The sequence below is a fragment of the Ruegeria sp. YTSA064 genome (assembly GCF_059610325.1).
Genome location: NZ_JBXWNK010000001.1, coordinates 414,850 through 430,414, shown reverse-complemented (window position 1 = coordinate 430,414; position 15,565 = coordinate 414,850). Strand labels below are relative to the sequence as shown.

Annotated in this window: 14 protein-coding genes; 8 read left to right on the top strand and 6 right to left on the bottom strand. The window is 53.2% G+C overall.

The window, feature by feature from the left end:
* Nucleotides 1-84 precede the first annotated feature (84 nt).
* Nucleotides 85-1,659, top strand: a complete 1,575-nt coding sequence (locus tag AC2FI7_RS02140; RefSeq protein WP_010439010.1) for a trypsin-like peptidase domain-containing protein — start codon at nucleotides 85-87, stop codon at nucleotides 1,657-1,659.
* 9 nt (nucleotides 1,660-1,668) lie between these two features.
* Here the strand turns inward: AC2FI7_RS02140 and AC2FI7_RS02135 are convergent, their stop codons facing one another.
* Together AC2FI7_RS02135 and AC2FI7_RS02130 are read right to left on the bottom strand one after the other, a co-directional pair.
* Nucleotides 1,669-3,285, bottom strand: coding sequence for an MFS transporter (locus AC2FI7_RS02135; RefSeq protein WP_010439012.1), 1,617 nt, complete (start codon nucleotides 3,283-3,285; stop codon nucleotides 1,669-1,671).
* A gap of 48 nt (nucleotides 3,286-3,333) precedes the next feature.
* A complete protein-coding gene (locus AC2FI7_RS02130; protein ID WP_496815577.1) occupies nucleotides 3,334-4,554 on the bottom strand; it encodes an APC family permease in 1,221 nt (406 codons plus the stop codon).
* 264 nt (nucleotides 4,555-4,818) lie between these two features.
* Here AC2FI7_RS02130 and AC2FI7_RS02125 point away from each other — a divergent pair, with 264 nt between their 5' ends.
* From AC2FI7_RS02125 to AC2FI7_RS02095, 7 genes are all read left to right on the top strand, one after another.
* Nucleotides 4,819-5,289 carry a c-type cytochrome gene (locus AC2FI7_RS02125; protein ID WP_010439017.1) on the top strand — a complete coding sequence of 157 codons (471 nt, stop codon included), beginning with the start codon at nucleotides 4,819-4,821 and terminating at the stop codon, nucleotides 5,287-5,289.
* A 133-nt stretch (nucleotides 5,290-5,422) separates the two neighbouring features.
* Nucleotides 5,423-5,872 (top strand): phasin family protein, encoded by a 450-nt coding sequence (locus AC2FI7_RS02120; protein ID WP_010439020.1) that lies wholly within the window; start codon nucleotides 5,423-5,425, stop codon nucleotides 5,870-5,872.
* A 60-nt stretch (nucleotides 5,873-5,932) separates the two neighbouring features.
* Nucleotides 5,933-6,340, top strand: a complete 408-nt coding sequence (locus AC2FI7_RS02115; RefSeq protein ID WP_010439022.1) for a universal stress protein — start codon at nucleotides 5,933-5,935, stop codon at nucleotides 6,338-6,340.
* Nucleotides 6,341-6,804: 464 nt separating this feature from the next.
* On the top strand, nucleotides 6,805-7,647 hold the full coding sequence (locus AC2FI7_RS02110; RefSeq protein WP_496833220.1) for a hypothetical protein: 843 nt from the start codon (nucleotides 6,805-6,807) through the stop codon (nucleotides 7,645-7,647).
* Nucleotides 7,647-8,120 carry a plasmid mobilization protein gene (locus tag AC2FI7_RS02105; RefSeq protein WP_496833218.1) on the top strand — a complete coding sequence of 158 codons (474 nt, stop codon included), beginning with the start codon at nucleotides 7,647-7,649 and terminating at the stop codon, nucleotides 8,118-8,120. Before AC2FI7_RS02110 ends, AC2FI7_RS02105 begins: the two co-directional genes overlap by 1 nt.
* Nucleotides 8,114-9,664, top strand: coding sequence for a relaxase family protein (locus tag AC2FI7_RS02100; protein WP_496833216.1), 1,551 nt, complete (start codon nucleotides 8,114-8,116; stop codon nucleotides 9,662-9,664). Before AC2FI7_RS02105 ends, AC2FI7_RS02100 begins: the two co-directional genes overlap by 7 nt.
* Before the next feature lie 16 nt (nucleotides 9,665-9,680).
* Nucleotides 9,681-9,992, top strand: a complete 312-nt coding sequence (locus tag AC2FI7_RS02095; protein ID WP_496833214.1) for a hypothetical protein — start codon at nucleotides 9,681-9,683, stop codon at nucleotides 9,990-9,992.
* Nucleotides 9,993-10,527: 535 nt separating this feature from the next.
* Here AC2FI7_RS02095 and AC2FI7_RS02090 read toward each other — a convergent pair.
* The 4 genes from AC2FI7_RS02090 to AC2FI7_RS02075 all read right to left on the bottom strand — a co-directional run bounded on the left by AC2FI7_RS02090 (nucleotide 10,528) and on the right by AC2FI7_RS02075 (nucleotide 15,565).
* Complete coding sequence (locus AC2FI7_RS02090; protein WP_496833212.1) at nucleotides 10,528-11,067, bottom strand: ImmA/IrrE family metallo-endopeptidase; 540 nt, start codon at nucleotides 11,065-11,067, stop codon at nucleotides 10,528-10,530.
* Nucleotides 11,060-11,437: a hypothetical protein gene (locus AC2FI7_RS02085; protein ID WP_496833211.1), complete on the bottom strand. Its 378-nt coding sequence runs from the start codon at nucleotides 11,435-11,437 to the stop codon at nucleotides 11,060-11,062. The genes AC2FI7_RS02090 and AC2FI7_RS02085 overlap by 8 nt, the downstream gene beginning before the upstream one ends.
* Before the next feature lie 373 nt (nucleotides 11,438-11,810).
* A complete protein-coding gene (locus tag AC2FI7_RS02080) occupies nucleotides 11,811-12,386 on the bottom strand; it encodes a YjaZ family protein (RefSeq protein WP_496833209.1) in 576 nt (191 codons plus the stop codon).
* Complete coding sequence (locus tag AC2FI7_RS02075) at nucleotides 12,383-15,565, bottom strand: Eco57I restriction-modification methylase domain-containing protein (RefSeq protein WP_496833207.1); 3,183 nt, start codon at nucleotides 15,563-15,565, stop codon at nucleotides 12,383-12,385. Before AC2FI7_RS02075 ends, AC2FI7_RS02080 begins: the two co-directional genes overlap by 4 nt.

Sequence of the window (15,565 nt, the reverse complement as noted above, 5' to 3'; positions counted from 1 at the left end):
AAACGAGCACATTATTGCCCACCATAGCGGTTTCACTGCTGGGCATGATAATGTGTCAATAGCGCTGGAGAACAGAGATGGACGATGCGGACGCCTGACAAAAGCGATGTGGAAAGTGAAACGGGCGATGTCCGTGCATTTCTGGAGAGCTTGACGGGGCCGTCCCGCGGAACCGTTACCTGGCTTGTCGGCAACGCTTTGGCTGCTTCGGTGGGTCCTGATCGTATCCTGAAGTTCAGGCGGAAAGAGGACTTGCCCCCGCATGATGAAGACGTGGCGACCATTCAGTGGTCGCAAGGCGGTTACGCGTTAAACGCGTTGCCTGGCCGGGATATTTGGGTCAATGGTCAAAAAACTGCTTCGGCAGTTCTTGGGCATGGCGACATGATTGAGTTCGGTGAAGAGGGGCCCATGTCGCGCTACAGGGTGTGTGACCACTCATTCCCTGCACATCACACGGTCGAAGACATAATAAGTGACGCGTATGTGTATACGCGCTCCAGCCGACGACCCTTCGCCAGAAAAATGTCCGGTGCGCTGCGCGAAGGCGGGCGTCGGCTGACATCACAAACCACGGTTTTGTTCAGGGTTGCCGTTATCGGTGTGCTTCTTCTGATCTTTGCCTTTGGCTATTTGCTTTTTCAGAACGACCGGAAACTGGCGGACAGCCTTAAACAAGAATCTCTCAAGATCGAGGCGGTTGCCGTGATGCTCGCGCAGACACGAGAAGATGCATTGACGGCGGATGATCTGGTCGCGCTCAGAGAGGCGTTTGACCACCAGGTAATTTCCACCGAGCAACGCCTTGGGACATTGGAAGACCGTGCAGGTGCGTCCAGGCGGGTAGTCACGGCCTCGACGCGATCCATTGCCTTTATCCAAGGGGCCTACGGATTGCGACAAACCGAAAGCGGAAAATTGCTGCGGCATGTGCTTGGCCCGGACGGGGAGAAACTAAAAACTCCATTCGGGAAACCATGGATTGAGCCTGATGCGGTCGGCGCGCCGGCAGAGTTTCAGTTTACCGGAACCGGGTTTCTGTTGCAGGGCACCCCCCTGCTGGTGACCAACCGTCACGTGGCCTTGCCCTGGACGACCGGGGATCGGGCGCAGGCCCTGAAGGCAGCAGGGCTTGAAGCCGAGATACTTAGTCTGCTGGCTTATCTGCCAGAGCAATCCAAGCCAATGGAAGCGGTATTGCTTAGGGCAAGCAAAACGGCCGATCTGGCGCTTCTGTCTGTTGATGCGAGCCGGGTTCAAGGGCTCGGGCTTCCACTGGCACCTGAATCGCCGCGGGCAGGTGAAGAAGTTTTCCTGCTTGGATTTCCGACTGGCCTCAAGGCTTTAATTGTGCAGGCCGGGCCGGACTTTCTGAAAACGCTTGAGAGCGATGGCACCGTCGATTTCTGGACGATTGCAAAACACCTTTCAGAGCAGAACAAGATCCGGCCTCTGGCCAGCCGGGGGATCGTCGCTCAGACCAGCCCTGGTGCGGTCGTTTATGATGCGGAAACCACAACCGGCGGAAGTGGCGGACCTGCCCTGAACCGAAACGGCGAGGTGGTTGCCATCAATGCCGCGATCTTACCGGAATTTGGCGGCTCGAATATTGGCGTTCCGGTGTCACACCTCAAGACACTTCTCGATGAAAGCGATTGATCGGCATATTCAATCGCGTGTTTGATAAGACGAGTTTTGCACAAGAAAAACCACAGCCAGAGGAACGATAACAGAGATCAAGGCCACGGTAATCAGCAAGTTCCCCAAGTGGCTATAGTCAGCGACGGAGGCAACAGTACCCGTTCTGGGATCGGTAACCGCGCGGGTAACGGTAAAGATCTGGTTCAGGTATTTTGTACCGAGGCTGCTTGCTGACAATGCCATGTTGGTGAACGACGCCATGACTGCGAAAAAGGTAGCTTTCAGATGTGTTGGGGCGTTGCGCGCGATCCAGGCCAACATTGGGACCATCGCGATCTGACCCAGCGGTGACTCGACTGCTGTGTCGAGTATGGCGATAAACCTTGCATCCACGACCCCACCTGTGCGCGCGGCCGTCCATTCATGCACTCCGTAGTACAAGGCAAGGTTTGGCAGGGCCAGCACTCCTGCGGCAATCGTGAGTAACACTACAACCTGCGCAATCGAACGACTTGCCATAAATGGCCTGAGGATAATCAGGCCAAGCAGAGCAAGTAGTGAGGTCAGAAGCGCTAGAATGGCCAGGAACTGTTCGTCAAACCCAAGCTCGTCTATCTCGAACCAGGTCAGGCCCGGTCCTGGCAAGGGAACTGCTCGAAAAACGAAAATGATAGTTGCTGTCCCGATCAGTACTTTGGCCTGTTTCGACTCCAGCTCTCTCAGCAAACGCGACATGAGGTAGAGAATGACCGTGAGCGACACCGCAAAAACGGTCTCTTGCGCGAAGGCAAAATTTGCGGTTCCCAAAACTATGCTGAGAACAACAAACGCAAAGCCACCCAGCAGAATGGGCCACCTGACCTCGGTGGTTTGATCTGGTCTGTGCGGAAGGTGTCCTCGACGAACGAGGCGACGCTGTATCAGAGCGTGAAGAACCACTCCGCTGATCGAAAGCAAGGGGATAACCAGAGCGACAAGATAGACCTGACCGTAGAGAACCAAACGATCGCCTTTCTCCAGATCTTCTGCCCCCGAAAAAATCCAGATGTTAACCGCTGCGACTCCTGCAAACCCGGATATGATCGCGATCCTGCCGAGGGTCTGCATAGTGGTGTGCCGGGCACGAACTTCTTCCGACGCAAAAGCGCGTCCGTCGCGGTCCGATTGCGGCACCGCTTCTACTGTCATGGCGTCAGCAACGACATCCTGAATGGCATAACCTGAAGGAGCCAACATCAAAGCAACGACGTACCAATCCTCTAGTGGCATAATGCCGGCCATATGGTCAGGCGCAGCCACAAGCCTGTACATGATGAGCAATGACGCCGTGATAAGGGTTGCGCCAACGACAATCAGCAGGGATTTCCAGCGCCAGAACAGATCAACTAGATGACCCAGCGGCATTTTTAGAATCCACGGCAACCCGGCCCAGAATGCCAATCCCGCAACAAAAGCGGCGGATAGATTCAGATATTCCTTAAGAAAAAACGCACCGACGACGGATGTTAGTCCCGAAACCCCGGCCGCAAAGTAAACCATCAATGGTGGTAGGTAAGACCATTGCAATTGCTCGATCAGATCAACAAAGGTCTGGTGCCACCAGCCTGAAATCCGCCTTCCAAGTGTTGATCGGTCAGTGTTCATGCGTCAGTCGGACCCCGTTCTGGTGACCCTGTGCTGTCGGTTTTCCTCTCAGAGAAATCCGGCACCAAAAAGCAGGGCGCTGGTCAGCACCCCAAGGATTGGTACAACAAGAGGTACGCGGAAATGTTCCCGAGTTGACCCAGGCCGGGACTTCATCAATATCAGCGAGATGTTGACCAAAACAAACACTCCCAAAACGATCTGGGATGTGCGCTCTGCCAGTATGCCGATTGGCAGAGTTTGCGTCAGCAGAAGGATTATCGCAACAACCAACAGTGTTGCGACGACCGGTGTTTGGGTTACCTGCGGGACAGTTGCCAGTATTTTCGGCAGATGGTCCCGGTCGGCAAGGCCATAGATCACTCGCGACGCCATGATCATCTGGATCAGGACGCCGTTGACTGTCGCAACAACCGCGACTGCGGCGAACCCCTGTTTAATCACTTCGGGTGCGTTCGAAAAAACCAGGGTAAGCGGGGCTGCCGAAGCTGACAAGGCATCGATAGGAACAACAAGCAGAACCGTCATTGAGGTCGCCAGATAAAGACCCGTCGCCAGAACGAGTGTCAAAAGGATGGCCTTTGGAATTGTGTGGGTTGGGTCTTTTACCTCTTCGGCGACGTTTGCCATGTCCTCAAACCCGACAAAGGCAAAAAAGGCCAGCAGAGATGCCGCCATAATACCGCGCCAGGTATCGAGCTCGAGTCCCGGCACCATCTCACTAATTTCATAGCCTTGCGCTTCCTGTACGGACATGCCCCAGCCAATCACAAAAAGAAGCCCCGCAATCTCGATGACCGTGATCACGGCTGCCACAAATACCGATTGTGTAATGCCCCAGAGTGCAATCAGACCCATGACCGACACAACGCCGATCGTAAGCAACGCGGTGCCAAGCCCCGTCAGGGTGTGAAGGTATGAGGCCGCCCCGATCGCAACAGCGGAGGCTGAAATAATCCCAGACGCAGCAACGGCAAGACCGATTAGAACCGCCATCCAGCCCCTTTGAAATCCCGCTTCAATGTATGCCGCTTCTCCCGCGCTTACGGGAAAGCGTGTCGCGAGTTCGGCGTATGACAAAGCCGTCAGCGAAACGACGAGAGCAGCAACAAGAAACGAAATTGCAGCATAAGGGCCCGCGGCCTCGGCGGTAGCGCCGACCAGCACATAAATTCCCGCACCGACGGTAACACCGAGTCCATATAGTGTAAGCAACGGGGTGGTAAGAGAACGCCGGAGTTTAGGTGCCGGTGGATCAACTGTATGCATTCACCTCACTCCTTGATGGACAATTGCCTGGGCACCGAAGCAGTGCCGCGAACAAGCGCCCCAATCATAAATCAAGGGCTCGTCACCACTCATGCCGAGCTTCCGCTGAAACATTCATACTTTGATATGTAATGCTTCATTTGGCATTGATCTATATCATTAGGCGCTAAGACCCGATCAGCGAGGCGGATTCGACTGCTACGACCGTCCTTTCGTGAAGGTTTTTCTCAGTTGGTACTCAAAGGCTGAATATGAGCGAGATCAATGAAACATTCATTCGATATCGCGTATTTTGAACTCGAAATGCTGAACTTGTCGGAGGAACAGATGCTAGTTTGTCGTACACTTCTTTTGTCAATTTTTACTGCAAGCGCTGCACTGGCGCAGGACATAGACCTTCAAAATGGGCACGATCTCTACAGAACTTATTGTTGGCAATGCCATGGTTTCGAGGCCACAGGAGATGGTCCAATGGCGGAGATGCTGGCAATAAGAACACCTGATCTGACGAGGCTCGCGGCCCAAAACGAAGGTGTTTTTCCGATTGAGGCGGTGGCGCGCCAAATTGATGGTCGCGCGCCATTGCTCGCGCATGGCGGAGAAATGCCCATTTTTGGACCAGCTTTGGATTCGGATCAAAAAGTTGCGCTGACGATGCCTGACGGCCAGCCGATGTTCGCAGGTGTTCCGTTGGCAAATGTAATTTATTATCTGGAGTCTATTCAAATCGAGTAGGATGGTACAAATGCCGCCATTAGATTGTAGAGCACCTCTGCTTAAGTTTGGTGACACTGGTTGATCTACATTAAGGTTATTTTTTGCGAGATCTGGTAACATTCAGCATTTGGAAGATGAGGAGGAATCTCCAATGCCTGAAGAGAAGCCAAAATCATGTTACTCCAACCCACTTGTCGATGTTTTCAAGCAGATGCAGCCGACTACCACGGCCAATCCGTTTTTAGGCGCTCAGCTTGAGCAATTCTGGGACACGCAGAAAAAATCACTTAAAGAGGCAGAGGCCTTTGCTCAACATTGGTTTGAGAGGCGTCACGAGGCTGTTCGAACCGCGCTGGAAGCTGCGCGTTCGGCGTCTGCCGCAGACCCGACTGATCCGGCGAAAGCACTGCAAACCATAGCAGAGTGGCAGAAGCATTCAGCCGAACGCCTTGTAGCTGACGCACAGGAATGGTTCGAAACAGTTGCCCGATGTGCAGCATATGCAGCGGAAACCGAAGCCGAAGCAGTAGAAAAGACGATAGATGATGTTGCAAGCACAGCAAAGAAAGCGGGTAAGTCTTCGAAATCAGAACCGGTTTAGTGTGCCGTATCACTGCGGAGGCCAGATAGATCGTAGCTGGAGCAATGGAAGGTAGCTAATATGTACAATAACATTCTGGTACCAGTCGCGCTGGACAAAGATCATGATACACAGGCCTCATTTGAAGCTGCTCGTTTGCTGGCGAATGCAAATGCGGAATTCACAGTGCTCCATGTGCAGGAACCGATCCCTGCATATGTGGCATCCCAGATACCCGAGGAAGTTCTGGCAAACACTCGAAAAGAGCTTCAGGAAGGCTTACATCGGGATGCTGCAGAGCTACCGGGCGCGAAACCGCGGCTTACCTCGGGGAGCGCTGGCCGAGCGATCGTTGATTTCGCAAATGAAAACGACATCGATTGCATAGTGCTGGCCTCACACAAGCCGGGAATCGAGAACATATTTATTGGGTCGACTGCGAACCGGGTCGTTCACCACGCTAATTGTTCTGTCCACGTGATCCGCTGAACTGGTTTCTGGTAAGTGCCGCACGTCGATTTAGCGTCGTGGATGAGTCGACTATCCAGACCCGAGTTATTTTCGATCATCACACGCAGCAAGACCATGTGGAAACGGAAAGCGTTGATAGGCTCAATGAGTGAGTCCGAGTGAATGGGTTCGCCGGGTGAAACTGATGACGTTTTGACGCTTCTAAGTGAGGCCAAGGAGAGCAAAGCGTGAACGGAATTGTAAAATGGATTGTAAAACGCGCTTCGGCAGAAATTGCCAATGCTTCTAACTCATTGAAAAGTAGTGGAGGCGAGTACCGGAATCGAACCGGTGTACACGGATTTGCAATCCAATAATTTATCGTTATTTAACAATTTATTAGGTCGAATAAAGTATCAAGACAAAGCCGGAACTATCGGTGAACATGATACCAGCGAAATTAAGGGCCTTCCTGCGGTTCTGGCGCCGGTTGGGGGCGCTCGATGAGTCGCCATAGCTTTGATCCTGATGTAGCAGCTCAGGTGGGGCTGAATGCGGCGGTGATTTTCCAGAACATCACCTTCTGGATCGAGAAGAACCAAGCCAACCGGCGCAATCTGCGAGATGGGCGCTATTGGACCTACAACTCAATCTCTGCCTTTGCCGAGTTGTTTCCCTATTTGACTGAAAAGCAGGTCCGCACAGCGCTGGATAAGCTCATCAAATCAGACCTGATCCTGAAAGGAAATTTCAGCGATGATCGTTATGATCGGACGTGCTGGTATGCGTTGGGCGATTGCATTTGCCCAAATGGGCAAATCGAGCAGACCAAACCGGAAAATGATACATTTGCCCCTGAGGGCAAGCCGTCCGCCCCAGAGGGCAAATCATATAAGAACAGATATAAACCAAATATAAATCCATATCCTTCGCGGGAGGTGGACGAAGAACCTGAGAAGATTTTGGCGTCATTTCCGGATGACCGTATTCGCCGGAAAGCGGATTGCTTATTGGCGATCCGGGAGATTCTGTCGCAGGGTGTCACCGCCAACGATCTGCATGAGGCCGTTCGGGACTATGCCTGTGAAAGCGCAGGTTTCACCCGTTCCAAGGTTTGCTTTTCGGACAATTGGTTCAGCTCTGACCGCTGGCAGCGGTTTGTCCAAGATGCCCGGCTCCAGCGCGAAACCACAAAAGCCAAAGAGGCTGACGCGCTGAAAGGGCTGGCGGTTTGGATCATAGAACGCAGCCCACTTTGTAGGCACATTTCGCCCAGTCAGATCGCAGCGCTTTTGGCCGCTGAAATGGTGACGCCGTTGCAACTTCAGGCTGCGGGGCTTGGCTAGTGGGAAAAACACAACCGTTTTCAGTACAAAGAGCAAGGCGACCCATGTCATACGCTGGCACGGATGACATGGGACCTTGCGAGGGGCGGCAAGCCTCCCCTTCGAACCCCACCGGCGCGGGCAAGCCCCGCGCGAAGGAGCCGCTGACAGAGACCTTCGTCTTCCGTTGCACGGCGACCGAGAAGGCCGAGCTGCGCGCCAAGGCCGAGGCCGCTGGCCTGCCCGCCGCGACGCTCCTGCGGGAGGCGCTTGGCCTTGCCGAAGCCCGCCGTCGCAAGCCCATGCCGCGCGTCGATCCGGCATTGACTCTGGCGGTCGCTCGCATCGGCGGCAACCTCAACCAGATTGCGCGGTTCGTGAACCGGGCGCGGCTGGCTGGTCGGATTGACCTCGATACGCTGACCTTGGCGCAACAACTCGTGGCGATCGAACGTCGGCTTGCCCAGGTCCTCGATGAGGTGCCGGAATGCTGATCAAGTTCTTTCCCAACGGCAAGGGCGCGGGGGCTGGCCCGGTCGGCTATCTGATCGCGGAGGAGGTGTTAGCCTATGATGCCAACCGTGACTTGATCCGGGATGCCAATGGCCAGCCGCAGACAGTCACGCGTGATCCGCTGCCGGAGGTGTTGCGTGGCAATCCCGACCGCACCGGGGCGCTGATTGACACTAGCCGTAACCAATGGACCTACCGCGCGGGCGTTGTCAGTTTCGCCCATGAAGATGCTCCCACCGAGGCCCAGCAAACCGAAGTCATGGATGCCTTTGAAGAACTGGCATTCGCGGGATTGGATCCTGAGCAATATGACGTGCTCTGGGTCCGGCATACCCACGAAGATCGGGTTGAGCTGCATTTCTGTACGCCCCGGCTGGAGCTGACCACTGGTAACAGCCTCAATATCGCGCCGCCGGGCTATCAGGATGCCTATGACAGTCTGCGCGATCTGATGAACAAGACCCATAGCTGGGCGGATCCGTTGGATCTGGAACACGCCCAAGAGGTGCAGGTGACAGCTGAGGCCCCGAGCCGCGCGCAGGGACGTGAGGAACTCCACGACTGGGTTCTCGACCAGATCAGCGTTGGCACAATCACCGACCGCGCAAGCATGGTCGATGCTCTGACAGATGCAGGGTTCGATATTCCCCGCGCCAGCAAAAACTACATTACCGCCAAAGACCCAGAGACAGGCGAACGCTGGCGGCTGAAAGGAGAGATTTTCAATGAAAACTGGCAAGCCGACCCGGCTGAGCGAGAAATTGAACGCGGATCTGGACATGATCAGGCAGGAGCACAACGCCTTGATGAATTCTCAGTTGGAGCGCTTCAGGAGCGATTTGGACGGCATTGCGACAAGCGCGCTGAATACCATCGAGACCGATATTCGCTATTTTCTGAGCGACAGCAGGAGCGAATTACAGAGGCGCAGCGAGATAATCCGGCGCTGGCTGACGATGTCGCCTTGGGTGATCACGGGGCTGATCATGGCGTGGATCGTTTCGACCATGGCGGTGAGCTGGCTTTGGATGGTCTTTTTGACGCGCTTGGAAATAACAGAGCTTGGCCTGACACGGATCGAACAGGCGGGGCAGATCTGGCTGACGCTGGACCCGGAGCAGACCAAATTGAAAACCTGCACGATAGCGGGCACGCCGATCATCTGTATCGAAATCAGGGGGAAATAAATGACGACACCCATGACAGCCTTGGAGCGCGATTTGCTCGCTTGCGTCGAACGGTTGGTGACGGTCTGCGAAACCTCAGCGCAGGAATTGCGCGGTATGGAAGTACGCTCGACGAACGGGATCGAGAACAAAGTGAATGGGTTGGCGCATTGCGTGGGGCTGCTGATGAAATCGCATCTCTTGTCGGTCGCCACATTGGCCGACTTGCTGAGAGAGGAGCAGACCTACGAGACGCTTCAAGAGGGCTTAGAGGCCAGCTTGAAATTAGCGAAACGCGCCGAACAACGGCTGAACGAGAACTGAACGAACGAGAATGCAGCCATAGCCACGGCCTTTGAATTGAAAGGAAAATCAATGAACTTCCCACATGATCATTTCACCATGTCATATGGTCAGTCCCGCGATTATGGCATCGACTATCGCACGTTTGATAAGGTGACACGCCTGCCCAAGGGTGTCCCGTTGATGGCCGTTGCCGGTGTCTGGGGTGATTACAGCGATATCCGTTGCCTGTTCATCGATGCGGAGGGGAACAGTTATCGGCGACATGTTTACGGCGGGGGCGGTGAATACATTATCCGAGAACTGGACCTGAACGCCAAGAAACTGGAAGTGGGGCAGATGCTCATAGTGAAAGCTTTGGATGTTGAAGGAGGGGGCGGTTAGAAGAAAGGCAGCCACAGAATGTGGCTGCCTTTGATATGTCACTTCTTCCGTTTGATTGTCTCAACAACATGTGTCGACTTTTTTGTTCGCGCCTGTTTTACGGTGGTAAAGCGGCCGGTTTTGGCACTGCGGCCGATCTTGATGGTTCTCTTAGCCATTTTTGTTCCTTTCGTGGCAAAGTTGTTGTGAATGTGGGCAGCGAACTGCCCACATGAAGATTGATACAGCGACCTATTCTGGAACCAGAATTGGCCACGCACGGAACCCAAATGCTTTCGCATAGAGCCGATTTCCGGTTCTCGGACACGTCCGCCAAGGGCGAAAAACGTACCGGTATCCCGGTGGTGGTGGTGTATGACGTTGTGTCATTCCACTTCTCCTCAGGGCGTATATTGCCAGTTTCCTCGAGGTAGTGTATAAATCGGCCCTGCTACGAGACTGATTTGGGCTTCGAGGTGGCTCTGCATCGTCTAGCCCCTTGTGCACGATACAGAATTCGTTTGAAGGCTCAGGCTGCAACCTGAGCTTTCTTTCGTTAAAGAACCCCATTCTTTTTAAGATCTGCGATTCTGAATTCTGCGGCTGGCTTGGAAACGCCGAACTCTTCCATAATTCGGTCAACGGTATGATTAGGTGTCACCAAGGCAGCTGGTATTAATAGTGTGCCAGCAAAACGATTGGCCTGAGATTCTGCCGACATATATGCGGGTAATCTTTCAGTTGCTGCGGCCCGAGCCAGTGGGACATTCGTGTGCATGAAGAAATGCCCCAACTCATGCGCGAATGTGAATCTTGCTCTTACACCCCCAGCGCAGGCGCTATTATAAACATCCTCCCTAAACCTGATGAAGTCGCCGTTAGGGCAGGTTAGTCCTTCAGCCGTTCCCATTTCCCGTCTGTCCCGAACTTGAAACTCAAAGAGTTCCAATTGCTCGTAGAGAATTTTCTCCACAATGTTCACGATTGGGAGCTTTGGGACCTGTTCCATTTGAAGATTGGCACGTAGGCGATTTGCCAGTGCATCAACTTTCGGCCAGCTTGTCGGGGGCGCTTTATAATCGTCAATGTTACTCACTATGTGCGTCCCCCTTACGCAGTATTGAAAGGATCTGTTCGAGTTCTTCGGACGTAAGGGCGTCCATTTTGGAATTCATGCGACGAGCCATCAGGCCGATTGCTTCTTTTCCTAGGTCGTTTTCGGGTTGAATTGTAAAGGCCTTGCGCGACAAGTCGGCTGCCTTGCGCAGGATCGTAGCGGCGTCATTTGCGAGCTGGTAAGCGGAAATCACAAGATCCTCAAAGCCTACGGGCGGTGGCTTTCCACCGGTTTCGACGGCTGAAACAAAGGAAGAAGACTTATCAAGGCGATTTGCCATGTCGATCAGTCGCTCTTCTTCGTCAATTCGCAATTTCCGTAGCTCCTTCCCGATTTCTGTTGTTGGCATGGTGGGTCTCCCGTTTTGGTTAACAGATGTTTAACTCAGGTAGGGCAGAATGTCAACCAACCTTGTTGGTTTCAAAAATTAACCAGATAGGTTGATTTTTGTTCACTTGTTGTGATGAAGGTATGTTTCTTGCTAAAGAGGCAATGGTCTTACAGGCGCTATATCCGCCCAGTGGGCAATAGTGCTGAGCGCGCGGCGTTAATTGACATGCAACTAAATCCTCCTTATATTCCTCCCCATAAGGATACCTGATCGACTGTGAGGTTCCTTCCGCAACGCAAGTTGTCCAACTGGAATAGTGGATAAGGCTTAGGCCGAAGAGAGCGTCGAGATAGCCAAGGAGTTGCCTGCAAAGGTGGCTCCTTCGGTCGTTTTATCGTCTGAAATATTTGACCTTTTTGCCTTTGAGCGCTTGACTGACGACAACAGAGATCTTCACTTTTTGCCCACTTTCGGGCTGTGGTCGGTGATGAGCGCTTTCGACAAATAGGCGAAGTTTGTGGCGGATGCCATCGAATCTACCCTTGTGAGGCCGCAGGGTGAAAAATGCAGTGTAGGCCGTTCCATCGCCTAGCATCATTGTGGCATTGTATGTGCCAAAATTCCGGTCTGATTGCGTGAGGTAGAGGCGGTTCTGGGGCAATGTTCCCAGCAGGCCAGCCAGATCGACCGAGGCCGCGAAACGATGTGGGCAAAATGCTCGTGGGCGTGTGCCGTCCATGATTTGCATCTGACCAGCGTGCTCGGCGGTGTCAAATGTTCTGGTCCAACAGTGGCAGGAATATTCGACAAGGATATTCACGCGGTCGCCTTTGGGCAGATTGACCGTCAGGATATGCGGTACAAGGTGGGCAACGCTCAGCTGTGGGCTGTCGATCACCTCAGCGACCACATTCTCACCGTTGGTATCCGTTAACGTACCATCAGCGGCTACAAGATGCCGCGTCATATGTTGGCCTCAAGCAGTTTGATTTCGTCATTGTTCAGGTCGAACAGGGTGTAAACAAGCGCATTGATTTCAGCTTCGCATTTTGAAATTTCGGCGGTCAGGCGGGCGATTTCGGCACGGTCGCGGGTGATCCATGCTTCCCAGTCGTTGCGCTCTGACAGCGGGATATCGGCTTTGAAGCACTTTTTGATCTCGGCGCGGAAAGCCGCAAAGTCGAGGAGCAGCCACCATTCTTTGAGATTGGTGGTCAGCTTTGGGTCACGTTCTGGCGGGCAAAGGTCAGGGATGCGGCGAGTTAGAGCAGTTTGAAGCTTGAGCCGATCTTCCGCAGATTTTTGATTGTTGATGGCTAGTACTGTCAAAGCCTCTCGAACGCTTTTGGACAACTTTGGAATAGGTAATTGCCCAACATACTGAGCCTTCATCCTGAAGTAACCGCCTCTTGCCAAGGGCGTTAAAGAACGAAAAATGAACCATAAGGCGTTTGAGTTCAGAAGGCTCGCTAAAGCATAGTCGTCGGAAGGCAACGCAAATGCAGTAGTTTCAAGATAACTGCCGGAGCTATCGAGATGAAATGGGCTTTGAGAGGCGATGTCCCGATAGGTAATCTTTGTCGCCTCGAAACCTGATGCGTACGCCTCTTGAGGTTGCTGTAACTCGAACCATTCCTGCTTTGTGGCGCGCTTCTCCAGCCTTTCTTTGAAGGGCAGAAGCCAATCCCTAATAGCGGGGTAATCGTCGATCTTGATCCGGTTCTTTGGGATATAGATAATCCATAACCCGCGTGGCTCGGCTCTCCAACGCTTTAGGTCCTTACCTTCCAGAAACGGCTTAAGCAGAATGGCAGAATTTGGGTCTTCGACACAGAGCCGCTCTTTCGTTGGGCTATCGATGATAAAAGCCGCGTTGAGCCCAGTCTTGATACCGTAAAGAGGTGACCCAAATTCCTCTTTCAAATTTGGATGGCCTTTTTGAATTTTTACGCGCAGTGCACGCAAGTCGGGCTTTTCTAACTTCCATGATCCCGCGGTCAGTGCCGATTGTGGATAGGGGCCAGCCTGCGCGCGATAGGTGGCGCGAAAGTTGGACGCGGGCAAGTCGGCCACGTTCCAGAATTGCAGGTCATGTCCCTTGGCGGACGCGCCCCGTTGCATGGTGAGGATGGCGGGATAGGTTGTGACTCCTTCAAAGATTTGCAGGTCGCCAAAATCAACGATGGTTTCCAACGTTGCCTCGCGTAGCAGGTATTCCCGCAGCGGCTTGCCCGATCCAGTTTTGAAGAAGGTCGAGGACGAGATATAGCCCATGCGCCCGCCGTCTTTCAGCAGCTTGAGGCCGCGTTCAAAGAAATAGGCGTAAAGGTCGGCCCTGTCTGAAACGACCTCAAATCGCTTTTCAAGATAGGGCTTCATTGCCTTTAGAAATTCCATCCGCACGTAAGGCGGATTCCCAAGCACGATATCGAACCCACCATCGGCAAAGATATTGGGGAAAGCGGTTTGCCATGTGAAGGGATGGTTGAGATACGCATAGTTCGAATCCTCAATCAGGCTGTCGCCAACCATGATGTTGTCATCGAGACTGTCCAGGACCTTGCCGCGCCGCGCAGTCTTGATCCACAACGACAGTTTGGCAATCTCGACGCTTTCAGAATTCACATCGACGCCAAAGAGGTTGTTCGTCAGGATTTCGCTGTCAGGGTCGAAAAAGTCAGGTTGGTGTTTGCCTTCAAGCGCGTTGACCTTCTCGTTTACTCGATTCAGCTCGGCCTTCATAAAATCGAAGGCCATTACGAGGAAAACGCCAGATCCACAGGCCGGATCGACGATGCGCAGTTTCGTTAGCCGGTCGCGATAGGCGCGCCACGCCTCAAGTTCGGCCGATTTGCGTTTCCATGGAATGTTTTCATAATCGGTGACGTCGGCGCCTTTTTTAGCAAAGCTCTGCATCGTGGCATCGAAGATTTCGCGGATATGTGCTCCGACGGTTTGCTCCACGATGAAGCGGGCGATGTAGTCCGGTGTGTAGACCACCCCATCGCGTTTGCGCCGCCCTGATGTGCCCTTGGTTTTTTCTTCTTCAACCTCTTCGCCGCGTGCAACGGCTTGCAGTCGTTCAACGTCTGCAATGGATTGCTCGAAGATATGGCCAAGAACCGTGACAGAGATTTCAGATGCAAAATCGTAGTCGCCGATTTTCTTAAACCGTTCACAGATGTCATCGCTCAGGGTGAGCGCATCAATGGTGGCATCGGAGGCAAACAGCCCACCGTTATATTTCGGAACGCCAAGGCCGTTGCTGCCTTTGTCAATTGCATTGAATAGGCCTTTGAAATTGTCCCACACAGGGCGAGGGTTGAATTTGTCTTCGCTTTCAAAGGCCTGTTCGAGGATGTTCTTTGGCAGCAGACCAGTGTCTTCGGCAAAAGCAACGAACAGGATACGGTCAAGCACCGTTTGCGCCGTTGCGATTGATGCAAGAGGGTCAATGCCGGGTGTTGTGTTCCGAATTCCGTCAATCAGTGTGGAGCGAAGCGCCTTGTAGTCTGCATAGAGCGCGTCGGTGATATCTTTGTCTTCACGGCGACTTTCCTTGAGCAGGTCGGCAGTTTTTTCGCTCAGAAGGTTTTCCGCGCTAAGCAAAAGCATGAACCGTGCGTATTCTTGCGGTTCATGCAGGCGGGCCATGTCGAAATGCTCGTAAGCTTGCGTGCCTTCGCCAAAGCCATAGAGACGAATTTCAAGGTAGTTTGAGACCAGAACCCATTTGGTACCAACGTTATTCGTCGCGTATTCCCACGCCTGTTGAACCGGGGTTTTGTTGCGCCCAGGCATGATGGCGTCGAGGTCTTTGGTTTTTGCGCCTTTCAGCTCAAAGGGAGCGATAATATCGACTTTCCCATGGGCAAAATGGCCTAAAGCAAGGTCAACAGATCCCTTCAGGATCTTTTGTTCGCTTTCTACGGTGTAATCGCTGTTGCCAACTGGGGATGTGTAGCCAAGGACGTCTTCGATGATCTTAGTTTTGAAGTCGGCGGAAAGGGAGGTTTCCTTGATCTTCTTGATGTTGCCAGATGAAATGAGCGCAGCCCAATCAGTGAGTGCTTGCAGGTGGCTTTCCGGCGCGGGTGCAACATGCGGGATATGCCGTGTTAGTGTTTTGTTATTAAATAGTTTCAT

What these genes read in the sequence shown, in the direction of transcription:
- AC2FI7_RS02075 (WP_496833207.1), bottom strand. Translation starts at nt 15,565, where the DNA reads ATGAAACTATTTAATAACAAAACACTAACACGGCATATCCCGCATGTT.
- AC2FI7_RS02085 (WP_496833211.1), bottom strand. Translation starts at nt 11,437, where the DNA reads ATGCCAACAACAGAAATCGGGAAGGAGCTACGGAAATTGCGAATTGAC.
- AC2FI7_RS02125 (WP_010439017.1), top strand. Translation starts at nt 4,819, where the DNA reads ATGAAACATTCATTCGATATCGCGTATTTTGAACTCGAAATGCTGAAC.
- AC2FI7_RS02100 (WP_496833216.1), top strand. Translation starts at nt 8,114, where the DNA reads ATGCTGATCAAGTTCTTTCCCAACGGCAAGGGCGCGGGGGCTGGCCCG.
- AC2FI7_RS02080 (WP_496833209.1), bottom strand. Translation starts at nt 12,386, where the DNA reads ATGACGCGGCATCTTGTAGCCGCTGATGGTACGTTAACGGATACCAAC.
- AC2FI7_RS02095 (WP_496833214.1), top strand. Translation starts at nt 9,681, where the DNA reads ATGAACTTCCCACATGATCATTTCACCATGTCATATGGTCAGTCCCGC.
- AC2FI7_RS02110 (WP_496833220.1), top strand. Translation starts at nt 6,805, where the DNA reads ATGAGTCGCCATAGCTTTGATCCTGATGTAGCAGCTCAGGTGGGGCTG.
- AC2FI7_RS02135 (WP_010439012.1), bottom strand. Translation starts at nt 3,285, where the DNA reads ATGAACACTGACCGATCAACACTTGGAAGGCGGATTTCAGGCTGGTGG.
- AC2FI7_RS02130 (WP_496815577.1), bottom strand. Translation starts at nt 4,554, where the DNA reads ATGCATACAGTTGATCCACCGGCACCTAAACTCCGGCGTTCTCTTACC.
- AC2FI7_RS02120 (WP_010439020.1), top strand. Translation starts at nt 5,423, where the DNA reads ATGCCTGAAGAGAAGCCAAAATCATGTTACTCCAACCCACTTGTCGAT.
- AC2FI7_RS02115 (WP_010439022.1), top strand. Translation starts at nt 5,933, where the DNA reads ATGTACAATAACATTCTGGTACCAGTCGCGCTGGACAAAGATCATGAT.
- AC2FI7_RS02140 (WP_010439010.1), top strand. Translation starts at nt 85, where the DNA reads ATGCGGACGCCTGACAAAAGCGATGTGGAAAGTGAAACGGGCGATGTC.